Annotated in this window: 15 protein-coding genes; 11 read left to right on the forward strand and 4 right to left on the reverse strand. The window is 70.6% G+C overall.

Annotated elements, in window-relative coordinates:
* Position 1: 1 nt before the first annotated feature.
* The 3 genes from secF to B0I32_RS37730 all read left to right on the forward strand — a co-directional run bounded on the left by secF (position 2) and on the right by B0I32_RS37730 (position 4,127).
* Positions 2–997, forward strand: a complete 996-nt coding sequence (gene secF / locus B0I32_RS37720) for a protein translocase subunit SecF (protein WP_106247907.1) — start codon at positions 2–4, stop codon at positions 995–997.
* A 230-nt stretch (positions 998–1,227) separates the two neighbouring features.
* Positions 1,228–1,746, forward strand: coding sequence for an adenine phosphoribosyltransferase (locus tag B0I32_RS37725; protein WP_106247908.1), 519 nt, complete (start codon positions 1,228–1,230; stop codon positions 1,744–1,746).
* 188 nt (positions 1,747–1,934) lie between these two features.
* Positions 1,935–4,127, forward strand: coding sequence for a RelA/SpoT family protein (locus B0I32_RS37730; RefSeq protein WP_106248035.1), 2,193 nt, complete (start codon positions 1,935–1,937; stop codon positions 4,125–4,127).
* Between the two features lie 97 nt (positions 4,128–4,224).
* Here B0I32_RS37730 and B0I32_RS60360 read toward each other — a convergent pair whose 3' ends face one another.
* From B0I32_RS60360 to B0I32_RS37745, 3 genes are all read right to left on the reverse strand, one after another.
* Positions 4,225–5,316: a cupin domain-containing protein gene (locus tag B0I32_RS60360; RefSeq protein WP_245956267.1), complete on the reverse strand. Its 1,092-nt coding sequence runs from the start codon at positions 5,314–5,316 to the stop codon at positions 4,225–4,227.
* 150 nt (positions 5,317–5,466) lie between these two features.
* Complete coding sequence (locus B0I32_RS37740; RefSeq protein ID WP_106248038.1) at positions 5,467–6,696, reverse strand: DUF349 domain-containing protein; 1,230 nt, start codon at positions 6,694–6,696, stop codon at positions 5,467–5,469.
* Between the two features lie 62 nt (positions 6,697–6,758).
* Positions 6,759–7,628 carry a peptidylprolyl isomerase gene (locus tag B0I32_RS37745; protein WP_342751829.1) on the reverse strand — a complete coding sequence of 290 codons (870 nt, stop codon included), beginning with the start codon at positions 7,626–7,628 and terminating at the stop codon, positions 6,759–6,761.
* 138 nt (positions 7,629–7,766) lie between these two features.
* On the opposite strand from B0I32_RS37745, the gene B0I32_RS37750 reads away from it, so the two are divergent.
* From B0I32_RS37750 to aspS, 3 genes are read left to right on the forward strand one after another with little or no spacing between them, the layout of a single operon-like run.
* The gene (locus B0I32_RS37750) at positions 7,767–8,447 is read left to right on the forward strand and encodes an MBL fold metallo-hydrolase (RefSeq protein ID WP_106247910.1); all 681 of its coding nucleotides are present in this window, start codon (positions 7,767–7,769) and stop codon (positions 8,445–8,447) included.
* Positions 8,447–9,709: a histidine--tRNA ligase gene (gene hisS / locus B0I32_RS37755; protein WP_106247911.1), complete on the forward strand. Its 1,263-nt coding sequence runs from the start codon at positions 8,447–8,449 to the stop codon at positions 9,707–9,709. Before B0I32_RS37750 ends, hisS begins: the two co-directional genes overlap by 1 nt.
* A gap of 55 nt (positions 9,710–9,764) precedes the next feature.
* Complete coding sequence (gene aspS, locus B0I32_RS37760) at positions 9,765–11,507, forward strand: aspartate--tRNA ligase (RefSeq protein WP_106247912.1); 1,743 nt, start codon at positions 9,765–9,767, stop codon at positions 11,505–11,507.
* A gap of 62 nt (positions 11,508–11,569) precedes the next feature.
* On the opposite strand, the gene B0I32_RS37765 is transcribed toward aspS, so the two are convergent.
* Entirely contained in the window at positions 11,570–12,490 is a 921-nt protein-coding gene (locus tag B0I32_RS37765; protein ID WP_106247913.1) for a peptidylprolyl isomerase, read from the reverse strand.
* A 168-nt stretch (positions 12,491–12,658) separates the two neighbouring features.
* On the opposite strand from B0I32_RS37765, the gene B0I32_RS37770 reads away from it, so the two are divergent.
* From B0I32_RS37770 to B0I32_RS37790, 5 genes are all read left to right on the forward strand, one after another.
* Entirely contained in the window at positions 12,659–13,138 is a 480-nt protein-coding gene (locus B0I32_RS37770; protein ID WP_106247914.1) for a DUF2231 domain-containing protein, read from the forward strand.
* A 159-nt stretch (positions 13,139–13,297) separates the two neighbouring features.
* Positions 13,298–14,539, forward strand: coding sequence for a replication-associated recombination protein A (locus B0I32_RS37775; protein ID WP_455566293.1), 1,242 nt, complete (start codon positions 13,298–13,300; stop codon positions 14,537–14,539).
* 139 nt (positions 14,540–14,678) lie between these two features.
* Positions 14,679–15,659: an oxygenase MpaB family protein gene (locus B0I32_RS37780; RefSeq protein WP_181308243.1), complete on the forward strand. Its 981-nt coding sequence runs from the start codon at positions 14,679–14,681 to the stop codon at positions 15,657–15,659.
* Between the two features lie 85 nt (positions 15,660–15,744).
* Complete coding sequence (locus B0I32_RS37785) at positions 15,745–16,134, forward strand: DUF948 domain-containing protein (RefSeq protein ID WP_106247917.1); 390 nt, start codon at positions 15,745–15,747, stop codon at positions 16,132–16,134.
* Positions 16,131–16,361, forward strand: coding sequence for a hypothetical protein (locus tag B0I32_RS37790; protein WP_106247918.1), 231 nt, complete (start codon positions 16,131–16,133; stop codon positions 16,359–16,361). Before B0I32_RS37785 ends, B0I32_RS37790 begins: the two co-directional genes overlap by 4 nt.
* Positions 16,362–16,369: the final 8 nt, after the last annotated feature.

Genomic DNA, 16,369 nt, shown 5'->3' on the forward strand with positions numbered 1-16,369 from the left:
GATGGGACTGGGGCGTCGCCTCTACCGCGGCGAGATCGATGTCGACTTCGTCGGCAAGTGGAGGCTCTGGTACAGCCTCTCCGGCCTGCTGCTGGCCGTCTCGCTGGCCGGAATCCTGATCAACGGGCTCAACCTGGGCGTGGAGTTCAGGGGCGGTTCGGTCTTCTCCTTCAAGGCGCAGACCGCCAACATCGAGCAGGTGCGCGAGACCTTCCAGGAGGAGGGCGTGCACCAGCCGATCGTGCAGACGGCCGGCGACCGGTGGCGAGTCACCACCGAGACCCTGTCGGAAAACACCATGAACCAGGTGCAGACCGCCATCGCGAAGGACTACAGCGTCCCCACCGACCAGGTCGACATCCAGTCGATCGGCGCGTCCTGGGGCGGTGAGGTCTCGCAGAAGGCCTGGATCGGCCTGGCCGTGTTCATGCTGGCGATCATCCTGTACCTGTCGATGGCGTTCGAGCCGAAGATGGCCCTGGCCGCCATCGTCGCGCTCGTCCACGACCTCGTCATCACGGCCGGCATCTACGCCTGGTCGGGCTTCGAGGTCACGCCCGCGACGCTGCTGGGCTTCCTGACCATCCTCGGTTACTCGCTCTACGACGCGGTCGTGGTGTTCGACATGATCAAGGAAGTCACGGCCAAGCTGGGCCACACGTCCAAGCAGACGTACTCGATGGCGGCCAACAACGCGCTCAACCACACGCTGATCCGGTCGCTGAACACCTCGCTGGTCGCGATCCTGCCGGTGGCGGCGATCCTGTTCATCGGCACCACGCTGCTCGGCGCGGGCACGCTGAAGGACCTGTCGCTCGCCCTGTTCGTCGGCATGATCGTCGGTACGTACTCCTCGCTGTGCGTGGCCACGCCGCTGCTGGTGACGCTCAAGGAGCGCGAGCCGAAGTACCAGGCCATCGCCAGGAGGATCGCCTCCACGAGCGGCGGTGGCAAGGGGACGAAAAGTTCCAAAAGCGCGGCCGTAGCCAAGGGATAGCCGTAGCTCCCGTACGACGCCCTCACCCCGCCAAAGGGTGAGGGCGTCGTCGTGTCCCCGGCCGGCGGGATTCACGGGCCGGACGGCCTGTGGCCCCCCGGCCGGGTGCGCTCGAAGGGCTTCGCGGGCCGCTCAGGGCGTTCTGGGAGGTGCTCGGGTTCGGGGTGGGGGCCGGAATGCACCATCATGGTGCCCGGCAGAGGGCCGGTTGAGAGAGGCGAGGGACGACGATGACCGAGCTGAGTGCGATGATCCTGGACCGCATCAGGGACGTGCCCGACTATCCCCAGCCGGGCGTGATGTTCAAGGACATCACCCCGCTGCTGGCCGACCCGGTCGCGATGGCGGCCGTCGTGGAGGAGCTGGCGGGGCTGCACCAGGTCGACAAGATCGTGGGGATCGAGGCCCGCGGGTTCATCCTCGCCGCTCCGGTGGCCTACCGGGCGGGCGCCGGGTTCGTGCCGGTGCGCAAGAAGGGGAAACTGCCCGCCGCGACCCTGGAAGAGTCCTACGATCTGGAGTACGGCTCCGCGACCATCGAGGTCCACCGTGACGCCTTCGCGCCCGGCGACCGGGTGCTCATCGTCGATGACGTGCTGGCCACGGGAGGCACCGCGAAGGCGGCCGTGGATCTCGTGGAGCGGGCCGGAGCCACCGTGGCCGGCCTCGCCGTGCTGATGGAGCTCGCCTTCCTGAAAGGACGTGACCGGCTGACGGGAGTGGACCTGCACTCCCTCGTGATCGTCTGAGCCCGGCCCGAGGCGGCCCAGGTTCGCCACCTGGATACACTGGGGGGATCTGGACTCGAACGTGAGGAGTCACTGCGTGAGGAGTCTGTGTGCCCCGTGATGTGGTCGCGCCCGACGTGACCGACTCAGGCAACGCCGAGGCGCCCGGCGTTCCGTCGGTGCGTCGCAGGCGGTTCGGGGGTGGGGCCATGAATCCGGTGCTGGAGCCGCTGTTCCGCACGGTCCGCGCCACCCACCCCAAGGCCGACCTGCGCCTGATCGAGCGCGCCTACGACGTCGCCGCCTACCACCACCGCGACCAGAAGCGGAAGTCCGGCGACCCGTACATCACCCACCCGCTCGCCGTGGCCACGATCCTGGCCGAGCTCGGCACCGACGACGAGACGCTGTGCGCGGCGCTGCTGCACGACACGGTGGAGGACACCGCCTACAGCCTCGACGAGCTGCGCGGCGACTTCGGCGACACCATCGGGTCGCTGGTCGACGGTGTCACCAAGCTCGACAAGGTGAAGTTCGGCGACGCGGCGCAGGCCGAGACCGTGCGCAAGATGGTCGTGGCGATGTCGCGCGACATCCGGGTGCTGATCATCAAGCTGGCCGACCGCCTGCACAACATGCGCACCATGCGCTACCTGCCCGAGCACAAGCGGCACCAGAAGTCGCGCGAGACGCTGGAGATCTTCGCCCCGCTGGCCCACCGCCTGGGCATGAACACGATCAAGTGGGAGCTGGAGGACCTCGCGTTCGCCATGCTCTACCCCAAGCGCTACGACGAGATCGCGCGCATGGTGTCGGAGCGCGCGCCGCGCCGTGACCTGTTCCTGCAGGAGGTCATCGAGAAGGTCTCCGGCGACCTGCGCGAGGCGAAGATCCGCGCCGTGGTCAAGGGGCGGCCGAAGCACTACTACTCGGTCTACCAGAAGATGATCGCCAGAGACGTCGCGTTCGACGACATCTACGACCTCGTGGGCATCCGCGTCCTCGTCGACAGCGTGCGCGACTGCTACGCCGCGCTCGGCACCATCCACGCCAGGTGGAACCCGGTCCCGGGCCGGTTCAAGGACTACATCGCGATGCCCAAGTTCAACATGTACCAGTCGCTGCACACCACGGTGATCGGTCCCGAGGGCAAGCCGGTGGAGCTGCAGATCCGCACCCACGCGATGCACCACAGGGCCGAGTACGGCGTGGCCGCGCACTGGAAGTACAAGGAGGAGGTCGGCGCCCCCGGCCCCACCGGCAAGGTCAAGCCGGGCAGCGACATGGCCTGGCTGCGACAGCTCCTCGACTGGCAGAAGGAGACCTCCGACCCGGGCGAGTTCCTCGAGTCGCTGCGCTTCGACCTGTCGGTCTCCGAGGTCTACGTGTTCACCCCGAAGGGCTCGGTCATCGCCCTCCCCGAGGGGGCCACGCCGGTCGACTTCGCGTACGCGGTGCACACCGAGGTGGGTCATCGCTGTATCGGCGCCCGGGTCAACGGGCGGCTGGTGCCCCTGGAGTCGCGGCTCGGCAACGGCGACACGGTCGAGATCTTCACCTCGAAGTCGCCGGACGCCGGGCCGTCGCGCGACTGGCTGAAGTTCGTCAAGTCGGGCCGGGCCCGTAACAAGATCCGGCAGTGGTTCTCCAAGGAGCGCCGCGAGACCGCGATCGAGGCGGGCAAGGAGGCCATCGGGCGGGCCATGCGCAAGCAGGGCCTGCCGCTGCAGCGGCTCATGTCCGGCGAGGCGCTGCTGGCGCTGGCCCGCGACCTGCGCTACCCCGACGTGTCCGCGCTCTACGCGGCCGTGGGCGAGGGGCACATCGCGGCGCAGACCGTCGTGCAGAAGCTCGTCTCCTCGATCGGCGGCGTCGACAGCGCCGAGGAGGACATCGCCGAGACCTCGCTGCCGACCCGGCTGCGCGGCCGCCCCCGTGGCGGCGGCGGCGCGGGCGTGGTGGTGGCGGGCGACGCCGACGTCTGGGTACGCCTGTCGAAGTGCTGCACCCCGGTGCCCGGCGACGACATCGTCGGCTTCGTCACCCGGGGGCACGGCGTGTCCGTGCACCGGTCCGACTGCACCAACATCGAGCAGCTCAAGACCCAGCCCGACCGGCTGGTGGAGGTGAGCTGGTCGCCGAGCGACGACAGCGTGTTCCTGGTGGCCATCCAGGTGGAGGCGCTCGACCGGCCGCGCCTGCTGTCCGACGTCACCCGCACACTGTCCGACCAGCACGTCAACATCCTCAGCGCCTCGGTGACGACCTCGCGCGACCGGGTGGCGGTCAGCAAGTTCACCTTCGAGATGGGCGACCCCAAGCACCTCGGCCACGTGCTCAAGGCCGTGCGCAGCATCCAGGGCGTCTTCGACGTCTACCGGGTGAGCGGCGCCGGCGGCTGACCCCGTGGCGCCGGCGGCTGACCCCGTGGCGCCGGCGGCTGACCGCCCGCGCGGCCGGCCCGCTGCCGGCGGCGGCGGTGGTCAGCGACGGCGGTGGTCAGCGTTGCCGCAGGTCCGGGAGGTTGATCACGATCGCCTCCTGGGTGCTGCGCGAGATCACCACGACCGCCTCCCGCTCGGGGTCGGGGTTCTCCTCGCGATGCGGCACGTACGGCGGCACGAAGACGTAGTCGCCGGGCCCGGCCTCGATCCGCACCTCCTCGTCGTCCTCCAGGAACACGAACGAGGGCCGCCCGCTGACCACGTAGATCGCCGTCTCGGAGGCCCCATGGTGGTGGTCGGACGAGCGGGTGGAGGGCGCGACGTGCGTCTGCCCCATCCACAGCCGCGACGACCCGGTCGTGGGGCCGCTCACGGCGGCCAGCCGGCGCATGCCGGAGCTCTGCGCCGTCTCTCCCGAGAGCTCTCCTGCGGCGACGTGACGCAGTCCCTGGTGGAAGGGGTCACCCTGGGACCGGTAACCCTCCCAGAGGCGTCCTCCGGCCCGTTCCAGCACATCCGTGGCGACGGCGGTCAGCCGTACGGGATCGTCGCAGGCGGACAGCAGGGCGTCGGCCAGGACCGGATCGTGCGCGCGCAGCTCGCGCAGCAGCCACTTGCCGCTGCCGTGCCACCGGCCGCCCACGCTCAGCGCCGCCCTGGCGGTGGCCTGCACGACCTCCCAGCCGATGAACGCCAGCTCGCCGGGATCGCTCGCCCCAGCCAGGTCGTCGAGCAGGTCGGACAGCACGTAGCGGGCACGGTCGGCCTGACCGGGCGTCTGCCCGCCGGGACCGGCCGAGACGCGCTCGCCCAGCACGCCCTGCAGGTCGCTGGCCCGGCCGCCGGTCCTGTCGGTGAGCACGGCGCCCTCGGCACAGATGCGGGCCAGGGTGGGCTGACGGGACTCGAAGCCCCGCTCGATGTAGGCGGCCAGGCTCGTCTCGCTGTGCGCGAACAGCTCGACCGGCCAGCCGTGCCAGCGCAGCGACTCGCGGTAGGGGCGGTCGAGGCCGTCGAGGACCACCACGATGTCGAGGTCGGAGGTGCTGGTGCGGCGCTCGGTGAGCACGCTGCCGCCGACGAAGGCGTACAGGGCGCCGGGGAACATCTCTTCGACGAGGGCGCGCGCGGCGGCGACGGGGTCCATGCCGCACAGCCTAGATCAGGAGCCGTCGCTCGCCGCCCGATTCGGCGACGGCCCCCGGAAGGCCGGAAAGGCCGGTGAACTGCGGGGAAGCGGGGAAAGTTCCGAGTGGTCCGGCGAGGGGCAGGGGGAGTGCGCCGCCCCGCGCCGGACTCAGCTGAACTCGGTGAGCGTGCGCTCGGCCTCCGCCAGCCAGGAACGGCGGGCGGTCAGGGCCTCCTCGGCCTCCTTGACGTCCTTGGCGCGCCCGGCCGCCTGCGCCTTGGCCAGCCGCTTCTCCAGCTGCTCGATCGAGGTGCGCAGCTGGTCGACGGTGCTCTGGGCGCGGGCCCTGGCCTCGGGGTTGGAGCGCTTCCACTCCGCGTCCTCGGCCTTGCGCACGGCCTCGTCGACCTTGCGCAGCCCGCCCTCCAGCCGGTCGCGCTGCTCGCGCGGCACCGGCCCGGCCGCCTCCCACCGCTCCAGGATGTGCCGCAGCGCGGCCCTGGCGGTGCGTACGTCGGTGACCGGCAGGATCTTCTCCGCCTCGGCCAGCAGCACCTCCTTGACCTCGGCGTTGGCCGCCAGCGAGGCGTCACGCTCGGCGAAGACCGCCGAACGGGCCTGGAAGAACTGGTCCTGGGCGCCCTTGAAGCGGGCCCACAGCTCGTCCTCGGCCTCGCGCGAGGCGCGCCCGGCGTTCTTCCACTGCTGCATCAGGTCGCGGTAGATCGCCGCGGTCTGGCCCCAGTCGGTCGAGCCGGCGATGGCCTCGGCCTCCGCGACGATGCGCTCCTTGGCCGCCCGCACGCCCTCGCGCTGCTCGTCGAGCCCCGCGAAGTACTGCTTGCGCCGCTTGGCGAACGCCGTGCGCGCGGCCGACAGCCGCTTCCACAGCGCGGCCTCGGTGACGCGGTCGATGCGGTCGGCGGCCTTCCACTCCTCGACGAGCTCACGCAGCCGCTCGCCGCCGGACTTCCAGTGGGTGGTCTCCTCCGCGATGCGCTCGGCCTCGCCGACGATGCGTTCCTTGACCGCCCTGGCCTCCACCCGCGCCTGCTCGCGAGCGGCCTTGACCTCCTCGCGGCGCTGGGCGACCAGCTCCGTCAGGCCGTCCAGCCTGGCCGTCAGCGCCGCCAGGTCGCCGATGGCGTGCGCGTCGGCGACGGCCTCGCGCAGCTTGACGATGCTGGCCTCGGCCTGGGCCGGAGCCAGGTCGGTGCCCCTGACACGCTGCTCGAGGAGCTGCACCTGGCCGGCCAGCTCGTCGTACTTGCGATGGAAGTAGGCCAGTGCCTCTTCAGGTTCACCGGCCTGCCAGGAGCCGACGGCCCGCTCTCCCTCAGCCGTACGCACGTAGACGGTGCCGTCGTCGTCTACCCGGCCCCACGGGTCGGTGCTCACCGTGTCCTCCCGCACTATCCATCAGACCCTTCGGGACTACTTCGTCCCTAGTTTGTATTACGTCAGCTCTTGCCGGCGATTGTCACGTCTTTGATTTCGACGGTTTGCTTCGGTGCTCCGGTCCCATCTCCCATGTCGGCGATGACGCCTGCTTTGTTCACCTTGTCCAGGATGTCGAGCCCCTTGGTGATCGTACCCACCGGCGTGTAATCCGGGGTGAGTCCGATGTCGCCGTAAACCAGGAAGAACTGGCTGCCCGTGCTGCCCGGTGCCGAGGTCTTGGCCATGGCCATCACCCCGCGCTTGTACTGGGCGCCGGTCAGGTTCTCCTCGGCCATCACGTAGCCGGGGCCGCCGGAGCCGTCCTGGCTCTTGCCGTCGGCCTTGGCGCTCGGGTCGCCGCACTGCAGCATGGGGAACTTCTCGCTGCCGAGCCGGTGGCACTTGCTGCCGTCGTAGTACTTCTTCTTCGCCAGGAACTCCAGCGAGTTGGTCGCGCACGGCGCCTTGGCGTTGTTCAGCTCGACCACGATGTCGCCCAGGTTCGTCTTGAACGTCATCTTCTTCGTGGCGGGCTCCGTCTTGACCTTCGTCGGCGGCATGCCGACGTCCTTGACCTGACCGCCCCCCGCGTCCTTGACGTAGTCGCACGTGCCCGTCGCCGCGTCGTACGGCTTGGGCCCCGTGGGCGCCGACGCCGCGGCGGTGTCGGCGGGCGTGGCCGAGGGCGAGGCGGCCGCCTCCGTGCCCGCGTCGCCACCGCCCAGCAGCGCGACCGCGGCCACGATGCCACCCACCACGATCACCACGCCCACGGTGGAGCCGATGATCGCCGTGCGCTTGGCCTTCTGCTCGCGCTCGATGCGGCGTTGCATCTGCCGCTCGTAGTGCTCGCGCGCCAGCTGCTTCTGCCGGTCCTTCCCCGTGGCCACCGCTTTGCCTCCCATAGTCAATCAACTGAGGTGGGCGAATCGTATCGGCCAACGGGTAATGATTCGCAGCCCGGCGACCCGCACCGGTACCCTTCGGTTACATTCCCATTGGCTTTTCGACGAGATCACCTGAGGCAGATGCTCATCGCCGGCTTCCCCGCAGGGGCCTTCCAGACCAATTGTTACGTCGTCGCGCCCGCCGCCGGCGAGGAGTGCGTGATCGTCGACCCGGGCCAGGACGCGACGGAAGGCGTCGAGGAGCTGCTGCGCGAGCACCGGCTCAAGCCCGTCGCGGTCCTGCTCACCCACGGTCACCTCGACCACGTCTGGTCCGTGGCCCCCGTGTGCGGCGCGCGTGACGTGCCCGCGTGGATCCACCCCGACGACCGCCACCTGCTGAGCGATCCCGCCGCCGGCCTGTCGGAGACCAGCGCGTCGCTGTTCGGCGGGCTGACGCTGAGCGAGCCCGACGACGTGCGCGAGCTGTCCGACGGCGCCGTGCTGCCGCTCGCGGGGCTGGAGCTCGTGGTCGATCACACCCCGGGCCATACCAGGGGGTCGGTGAGCTTCCGGCTGCCCGACGACGAGATCATGTTCTCGGGCGACCTGCTGTTCGCCGGCTCCATCGGCCGCACCGACCTTCCCGGCGGCGACTATCCGACGATCCTGCGCAGCCTGGCTGCCAAGTGTCTGCCGCTGCCTGACGATACGGTCGTCCTGCCGGGCCACGGACCACAGACCACGATCGGCCGCGAGCGCGCGACCAACGCCTACCTCAAGGAAGCAGCGCCGCACGCCGGTCCCACACGAGGGATCTAATGAGCTTCCAAGCACCGAAGGGCACCTTCGACTGGCTGCCACCCCGCTCCGAGCGGGTGCTCGCCGTACGCGAGGCGCTGGCCGCGCCGCTGCGCCGGGCGGGTTACGGCTACATCGAGACGCCCGTCTTCGAGGACACCCAGCTGTTCGCCAGGGGCGTAGGCGAGTCCACGGACATCGTCTCCAAGGAGATGTACACCTTCCCCGACAAGGCGGGCCGCTCCCTGACGCTGCGTCCCGAGGGCACCGCCTCGGTCGTGCGCGCCGTGCTCCAGCACAACCTGCACACCGGCCAGCTCCCGGTGAAACTGTGGTATTCCGGCAGCCAGTTCCGCTACGAGCGCGCCCAGCGCGGCCGCTACCGCCACTTCTGGCAGGTCGGGGCCGAGGCGCTCGGCTCCGAGGACCCGGCGCTCGACGCCGAGCTGATCGTGCTGGGGGCGCGCGGCTTCGCCTCGCTCGGGCTGAAGAACGTCAGGCTGCTGGTCAACTCGCTCGGCGACAAGAAGTGCCGGCCCGCCTACCGCGCCGCGCTGCAGGACTTCCTGCGTGAGCTCGACCTCGACGAGGAGACCCGCGCCCGGATCGAGATCAACCCGCTCCGGGTGCTCGACGACAACCGGCCCGAGGTGCGGGCCCAGCTCGAAGGCGCGCCGCTGGTCGTCGACCACCTGTGCCCTGAGTGCCGGGCCTACCACGAGGAGGTCCGCGCCCTGCTGACCGCCTCGGACGTCGCGTTCGCAGACGATCCGCGGCTGGTGCGCGGGCTCGACTACTACACGCGCACCACGTTCGAGTTCGTCCACGACGGGCTGGGCTCGCAGTCCGCGGTGGGCGGCGGCGGCCGCTACGACGGCCTCAGCGAGATGCTCGACGGGCCGGCGCTGCCCAGCGTCGGCTGGGCGCTCGGCGTCGACCGCACGTTCCTGGCCATGGAGGCCGAGGGGCTGCTCGGCGACGACACCACGCACAGGCGCGTGCAGGTGTACGGTGTCCCGCTGGGTGACGACGCCCGCCGCCGCATGTTCCTGCTCGTCGACGAGCTTCGCGAGGCGGGCCTCAGCGCCGACATGGCCTTCGGCGGCAAGGGGCTCAAGGGCGCGATGAAGGGCGCCGGCCGCTCGGGCGCCGCGTTCGCGCTGATCCTGGGCGAGCGTGACCTCGCGGCCGAGGCCGTGCAAGTGAAGGACCTGGCCACCGCCGAGCAGACCGAGGTGCCGCTGGCCAAGGTCGTCGACGTCTTGAAGGGGAAGGTGCAGTGACCGGCGAGCCAGGGACGCTGCCGCCCCTCTCCTCTCCGCATGAAGGGAAAGAGCAGTGATCCGCACGCATACCGCCGGGTCGCTCCGCGAGGAGCACGCCGGGCAGCAGGTGACGCTCGCAGGATGGGTGGCCCGCCGCCGTGACCACGGCGGCGTCGTCTTCATCGACCTGCGCGACGCCTCGGGCTCGGCGCAGGTGGTCTTCCGCGAGGAGGACCACGCCCACGACCTGCGCGCCGAATACTGCGTGCAGGTCGTCGGCCAGGTCAGGGTGCGCCCCGAGGGCAACGAGAACCCCGACCTGCCCACCGGCGCCATCGAGGTCGTGGCCGACCGGGTCGAGGTGCTGAGCGAGTCCGCGCCGTTGCCGTTCCCGATCGAGGGCAACGTCGGGGTGTCGGAGGAGGCCCGGCTCAAGTACCGCTACCTCGACATCCGCCGCCAGCAGGTGGCCAGTGCCATGCGCACCAGGTCCAAGGCCACCTACCTGGCCAACGAGGTGATGCACGAGCTCGGCTTCGTCTACGTCGAGACGCCGACGCTGACCCGCTCCACGCCCGAGGGCGCGCGTGACTTCCTGGTGCCGGTGCGCCTGCAGCCCGGCAACTGGTACGCGCTGCCGCAGTCGCCGCAGCTGTTCAAGCAGCTGCTCCAGGTGGCCGGCCTCGAGCGCTACTACCAGCTCGCCAAGTGCTACCGCGACGAGGACCTGCGGGCCGACCGTCAGCCTGAGTTCACCCAGATCGACGTCGAGATGTCGTTCGTGGACCAGGAGGACGTCATCGAGGTCGGCGAGAAGCTGATCGGCCGGCTCTGGCGGGAGATCGCCGGTTACGAGCTGCCGCTGCCGCTGCCGCGCATGACGTACGCCGACGCCATGGCCCGCTACGGCTCCGACAAGCCCGACCTGCGCTTCGGCCAGGAGCTGGTCGAGATGACCGGCTACTTCGCCGGCACCACGTTCCGCGTCTTCCAGGCCGACTACGTGGGCGCGGTGGTCATGCCGGGCGGCGCCTCCCAGACCCGCAAGGAGCTCGACGGCTGGCAGGAGTGGGCCCGCTCGCGCGGCGCCAAGGGCCTGGCCTACGTGCTCGTGCAGGAGGACGGCACGCTCGGCGGCCCGGTGGCCAAGAACCTGTCGGAGGACGAGCTGTCCGGGCTGGCCGCCAAGGTGGGCGCCAAGCCGGGCGACGCGATCTTCTTCGCCGCCGGGGCCAGGTCCGCCGCGCGCGACCTGCTCGGCGCGGCCCGCCTGGAGATCGGGCGGCGCTGCGACCTCATCGACGAGTCGCAGTGGTCGTTCCTGTGGGTCGTCGACGCGCCCATGTTCGAGGAGGACGGCGAGGGCGGCTGGACGGCCGTGCACCACCCGTTCACCGGGCCGAAGCCGGAGTGGGCCGACAACTTCCAGGACCACCCGGGCGAGGCGCTGGCCTACGCCTACGACATGGTCTGCAACGGCATGGAGATCGGTGGCGGCTCGATCCGTATCCACCGGGCCGAGATGCAGCAGCGCGTCTTCGACGTGCTCGGCATCTCCAAGGAGGAGGCGGAGAGCAAGTTCGGCTTCCTGCTGGAGGCGTTCAAGTACGGCCCGCCCCCGCACGGCGGCATCGCCTACGGCTGGGACCGGATCTGCATGCTGCTGTCCGGCGGCGACTCGATCCGCGACGTGATCGCGTTCCCGAAGACGGCCTCGGGCTTCGACCCGCTGACGTCCGCGCCCACGCCGATCACGGCCGGCCAGCGCAAGGAGGCCGGCGTGGACGCCCAGCCCAAGGCCGACGCGCCGGCCTGAGGTCCGGGTAACGCCGAAGCGGCAGGCACCCTTCCGGGGGCCTGCCGCTTTTCGCGCGTCCGCTACTTGAGGATGACGCGCTTGATGATCAGCGGGTTCTTCGGCGCGGTCGAGCCGCCGTCGCCCGTGACGTCGTCGGGGTTGACGATCACGCCTTCCTCGGCGATCTTGTCGATGAGCTCCAGGCCCGACTTCACCATGCCGAGGACCGAGTAGGCCGGCTCGATCTGGGAGTTCTCGTCCGACAGCGAGATGGCGAACTGGCTGCTGTTCTGCCCCGCGGCGTCCGCCGGCTGGGTCAGGAACACCACGCCCCTGGTGTAGGGGACGACGCCGACGGCCTCGTCACCGAAGACGTACCCGGCGTTGCCCTGGCCGTCCGTCGGGTTCTTGCCGTCGGCCTTGGCCTGCGGGTCGCCGCACTGCAGCAGGAACACGCCGGACGTCTCCGGCTTGGCCAGCCGGTGGCACTTGGTGTTCTCGTAGAAGCGCTTCTTGGCCAGGAAGGCCATCGAGTTGACCGAGCAGGGCGAGATGTTGGGGTCGACCTCGATCACGATGTCGCCGCGGTTGGTGCGGATCGTCATCGTGGACAGCTTCAGGTTCGGCCGCTTGCCCGGCATGCCCACGTACTTGTGCGGCACCGAGTTGTCCCGCTTGTACGTGCACGTGATGTCGCTCGCCTTCTTCGGCGGCGTGGTGGTCGGCAGCTCGGTCGGCCCGGCCGAGGGCGACGCCGGGGCGGAGGGCGAGGCGGAGGCGGAGGCCTGTGCCCCGGCGGCCGTCGCGCCGTCCTTGTTGACCAGGGTGGTCGCCGCGAAGATGCCGCCGGCGACCACGACAACGGCCACCGCCGCGCCGATGAAGGTGTTCCGCCTTGCCTTGGCGGTCTGCGCGGCAGCGCGCTGGGCCTGCCGTTCCTTATGCTCCCGCGCCAGCTCTTTCTGGCGGTCCTCTTCGTTCTGGCGGTCGTCGCCGCTCACCGCTATGTCCTCTCGTCTTTGCCAACGGATGACCAAACAACTCCGCGCATGCTACCGGCCTCCGATATGTGACGGATGTAAGTGACCAAAGCCGCATGTGCGACTGCTGTGGTCGCGAACCATATGGTGTCGGCATCCGTAGTTGAAATGAGAACTAAGGAGCCCCCCATGTTCGACGAGATCCTGGGCCTGCCGGCTCATCCGCTGATCGTTCACTTCGCCGTCGTCCTGACTCCGCTGCTGGTCGTCGTCGCGGCCGCGTACGCGCTCGTGCCGCGCTGGCGCGTTCCCACGGCCTGGGCGGTGGTGCTGCTCTCGCTGGCCGCGCCCGCGGCGGTCGCCGCGGCCAGGCAGAGCGGCGAGAGCCTCAAGGCGGCCAGGTTCGGCTCGGCGGAGGGCGAGATGGCCGCCCGCATCTCCGCGCACCAGAGCTTCGCCAACTCGCTGCTGCTGTCGGTGCTCGGCCTGGGCGTCGCCGCCCTGCTGCTCGTGTACGCCTCCCGCCCGGCCCGCGACTCCGTCGGCCGCGACCGCTTCGGCCGTCCCGTCACGCTGATCCTCTCGGCGGTGACCGTGCTGCTGGCCGGAGCGGCCGGCTACTTCGTCTTCCAGGCCGGCGACTCCGGCGCCAGGGCCGTCTGGTCGTAGCCGGTGCGACCCGGCGCGAGGGTCGTCAGGACACGGCCGCTCCAGAGCCTCATGGCCGGTGTGGCCTGGAGGGCCTGCGCCACCGTGTAATCTCGCGTTGTGGATAGCCTGTTCGACTCGGCGGCTGAGGAGGCCACGCCTCAGCCCCTCGCGGTGCGGATGCGCCCGCGCACGCTCGACGAGGTGATCGGCCAGCGGCACCTGCTCGGTCCCGGCACCCCGCTGCGGCGCCTGGTCGAGAGCGAGGCGCCCATGTCGCTGTTCCTGTGGGGGCCGCCCGGCACCGGCAAGACCACGCTCGCCTACGTGGTCTCCAACGTCACCGAGCGCCGCTTCGTCGAGGTCTCCGCCGTGTCGGCGGGCGTCAAGGACGTGCGCGCCGCCATCGACAACGCCCGCCGCGAGCTGGGCATGAGCGGCCGGCAGACCGTGCTGTTCGTCGACGAGGTGCACCGTTTCAACAAGGCCCAGCAGGACGCCCTGCTGCCCGCCGTGGAGAATCGCTGGGTCACCTTCATCGGCGCCACCACCGAAAACCCGTTCTTCTCGGTCATCTCCCCGCTGCTGTCCCGCTCGCTGCTGCTCACGCTGGAGTCGCTGTCGGAGGACGACGTGCGCGCCGTGCTCAGGCGGGCCGTGTCCGACCCGCGCGGCCTGGGCGGGCACTCGACGCTCGACGAGGAGGCCCTGGAGCATCTCGTACGCCTGGCGGGCGGCGACGCGCGCAGGTCGCTGACCTACCTGGAGGCGGCGGCGCTGCTGGCCGACGACATCACCGTCGAGGTGGTGGAGAAGGCCGTCGACAAGGCCGCCGTGCGCTACGACCGGCAGGGTGACCAGCACTACGACGTGATCAGCGCGTTCATCAAGTCGATGCGCGGATCCGACGCCGACGCCGCGCTCCATTACCTGGCGCGCATGATCGAGGCGGGCGAGGACCCGCGCTTCATCGCCCGCCGCATCGTCATCTTCGCCTCCGAGGACGTCGGCCTGGCCGACCCCACCTGCCTGCAGACCGCCGTCGCCGCCGCCCAGGCGGTGCAGTTGATCGGGCTGCCCGAGGGGCAGATCACCCTGGCCCACGCGGTCATCCACTGCGCCACGGCACCCAAGTCCAACGCCGTGGTCAAGGCCATCGGGGCGGCCGTCGGCGACGTGCGCAAGGGGCTGATCGGGCAGGTGCCCGGCCATCTGCGCGACGCCCACTACTCCGGCGCGGCCAAGCTCGGCCACGGCGAGGGCTACCGCTACCCGCACGACTTCGATCACGGGCTCGTCCGCCAGGAATACGCGCCTGAGCAGGTGCGGGAGCGGCGCTACTACGAGCCGACCCGGCACGGGGCCGAGGCGCCGGTGGCCGAACGCTGGGCCAAGATCCGCGACTTCCTCCGGGGCTCGTAGCGCCGTTCGCCGGTGGGGCTGAGCGGGCGGACGACGGCGGCGCTCGTGACGGCACGATGATGGAGCCGGGCGTAAGAGCGATCTCCGGCGGATCATGCGAAGCCGTACTAAGACGGCGATCATGGGGCATCACCATGAGGTGAAGGCGACCGTTACCCCCGGCGGCGGCCTGTTCGGCCCCCAGTCGATCACCTGGCGCGTCCACACCGAGACCCCGGCCTGGCCCGCCGTCCTGCGCGCCTTCCAGCTCCAGGCCCTGCACCCCCGCACGATCCGTGGCATCGCCCAGAACTGCCTCCTCGACGACCCCGAGGTGGCGCACGCGCGGCTGCGGCACCACCTCGATCTTCTCGCCGTACGGACCTTCGGCACCCGAGAGCAGGCCGAGCACGCATACGAGCGCGTACGCGGCCTGCGAGCCCGCCTCCGCGGCCTCGACCCCGGCACCGGGACCCTGTTCCGCCTGGACGAGCAGGAGAACCTGCGCTGGGCCCACTGCGCCGAGGTCTCCTCCCACCTGGAGGTGGCCCGCCGCTCCGGCGTGCGGCTCAGCGCGGCCGAGCGGGACGCCTACGTGGCCGAGCAGCGGCGTGTCGCCCTGCTCGCCGGGCTCGCCGACGCGCCCGGCGACACGGCCGAGCTGGACGCCTGCGTCGACGCCCTGCGCCCCGGCCTGGCCGCCACCGAGGAGGCCCGCCGGGCCGTGCGCCGCAGCGTCAGCCCAGTGCTGCCGCTCAGGCTCGACCTCCTCACGCAACCGCTCGCTCTCCTCACGCGGCCGCTCGGCTTCTTCACGGAGCCGCTCGCTCTCCTCACGCGGCCGCTCGGCTTCTTCACGGAGCCGCTCGCTCTGCTCGCGCGGCCGCTCGCGATCGGCTCGCTGCCCGCCGCCGGCGCGCTGGCGTTCGCCACGCTGCCCGGCTGGGCCCGGCGGATGTACGGCTGCCACGGCGGCCAGGCGGCGGATCACGCGGCCGGTTACGCCGCAGGCACAATGCTCAAAGCGCTGCGCGCGGCTTCGCTGGCACTGCCGGAACGCCTGGTGGTGCCCGAGATCAGCGCCGCTCGCGGCCTCATGCGCGCGGTCACGGAAGCGTCAGGGGCCGACGTGGCTGCCTGATCGCGGCCGGCTTCCGCACTAACGTTGTCGCTCGAACGCGATAGGGTCTTGCCGTTCCGGCCCAGCGTACGAGGGAGATGCGCGGATGCTTACCGCTGGAGAGGTCGCCGGGCTGATCGCCGCCACGGGCTGGATCGTCCTGGTCTGCGTCATGGTCATGGTGCTCGTGAAGCTCGCCAAGCTGCTCAACGAGACCACCAAGGCGGTCTCCGACCTGAACAACCGCCTCGCGCCGCTGCTCGACGACATGAGCGTCACGGTCAACGAGACCAACAGGCAGCTGATCGCGGTCGAGGCCATCACCAAGGACGTGCAACAGGTCAGCGGGCACGCCGCCAAGCTCAGCGCGGTGACCCAGACCATCTTCACCGGGCCGCTGATCAAGGTCTCCTCGATCGGCTACGGCGTGCGCCGCGCCATCGAGGCCCGCCGCCGGCCCCGGCCGCGAGCCCGTGCCGAAGGGCGTTCGCGATGATCAGACGGCTGTTCTACCTGTCGCTCGGCGCGTTCCTCGCCTTCTGGGTGATGCGCAGGTTGCAGGCGCTGCGGCCCGACCATGTCGCCCGCAGGACGGCCGACGGCGCGGCGGGCATGCTCCGGCAGGTGAGAGACTTTACTAGCGACGCACTCGGCGAGGCCGCGGAGCGCGAAACCCAGTTGCGGGCCCGCTTCGGGCTCGACAACGCTGAAGACAACAACTGACTCAAGTA

It is taken from the genome of Nonomuraea fuscirosea, assembly GCF_003001935.1.
Classification (GTDB): domain Bacteria; phylum Actinomycetota; class Actinomycetes; order Streptosporangiales; family Streptosporangiaceae; genus Nonomuraea; species Nonomuraea fuscirosea.

What these genes read in the sequence shown, in the direction of transcription:
- secF (WP_106247907.1), top strand. Translation starts at nt 2, where the DNA reads ATGGGACTGGGGCGTCGCCTCTACCGCGGCGAGATCGATGTCGACTTC.
- B0I32_RS37725 (WP_106247908.1), top strand. Translation starts at nt 1,228, where the DNA reads ATGACCGAGCTGAGTGCGATGATCCTGGACCGCATCAGGGACGTGCCC.
- B0I32_RS37730 (WP_106248035.1), top strand. Translation starts at nt 1,935, where the DNA reads ATGAATCCGGTGCTGGAGCCGCTGTTCCGCACGGTCCGCGCCACCCAC.
- B0I32_RS60360 (WP_245956267.1), bottom strand. Translation starts at nt 5,316, where the DNA reads ATGGACCCCGTCGCCGCCGCGCGCGCCCTCGTCGAAGAGATGTTCCCC.
- B0I32_RS37750 (WP_106247910.1), top strand. Translation starts at nt 7,767, where the DNA reads ATGCTCATCGCCGGCTTCCCCGCAGGGGCCTTCCAGACCAATTGTTAC.
- hisS (WP_106247911.1), top strand. Translation starts at nt 8,447, where the DNA reads ATGAGCTTCCAAGCACCGAAGGGCACCTTCGACTGGCTGCCACCCCGC.
- B0I32_RS37770 (WP_106247914.1), top strand. Translation starts at nt 12,659, where the DNA reads ATGTTCGACGAGATCCTGGGCCTGCCGGCTCATCCGCTGATCGTTCAC.
- B0I32_RS37775 (WP_455566293.1), top strand. Translation starts at nt 13,298, where the DNA reads ATGCGCCCGCGCACGCTCGACGAGGTGATCGGCCAGCGGCACCTGCTC.
- B0I32_RS37785 (WP_106247917.1), top strand. Translation starts at nt 15,745, where the DNA reads ATGCTTACCGCTGGAGAGGTCGCCGGGCTGATCGCCGCCACGGGCTGG.
- B0I32_RS37790 (WP_106247918.1), top strand. Translation starts at nt 16,131, where the DNA reads ATGATCAGACGGCTGTTCTACCTGTCGCTCGGCGCGTTCCTCGCCTTC.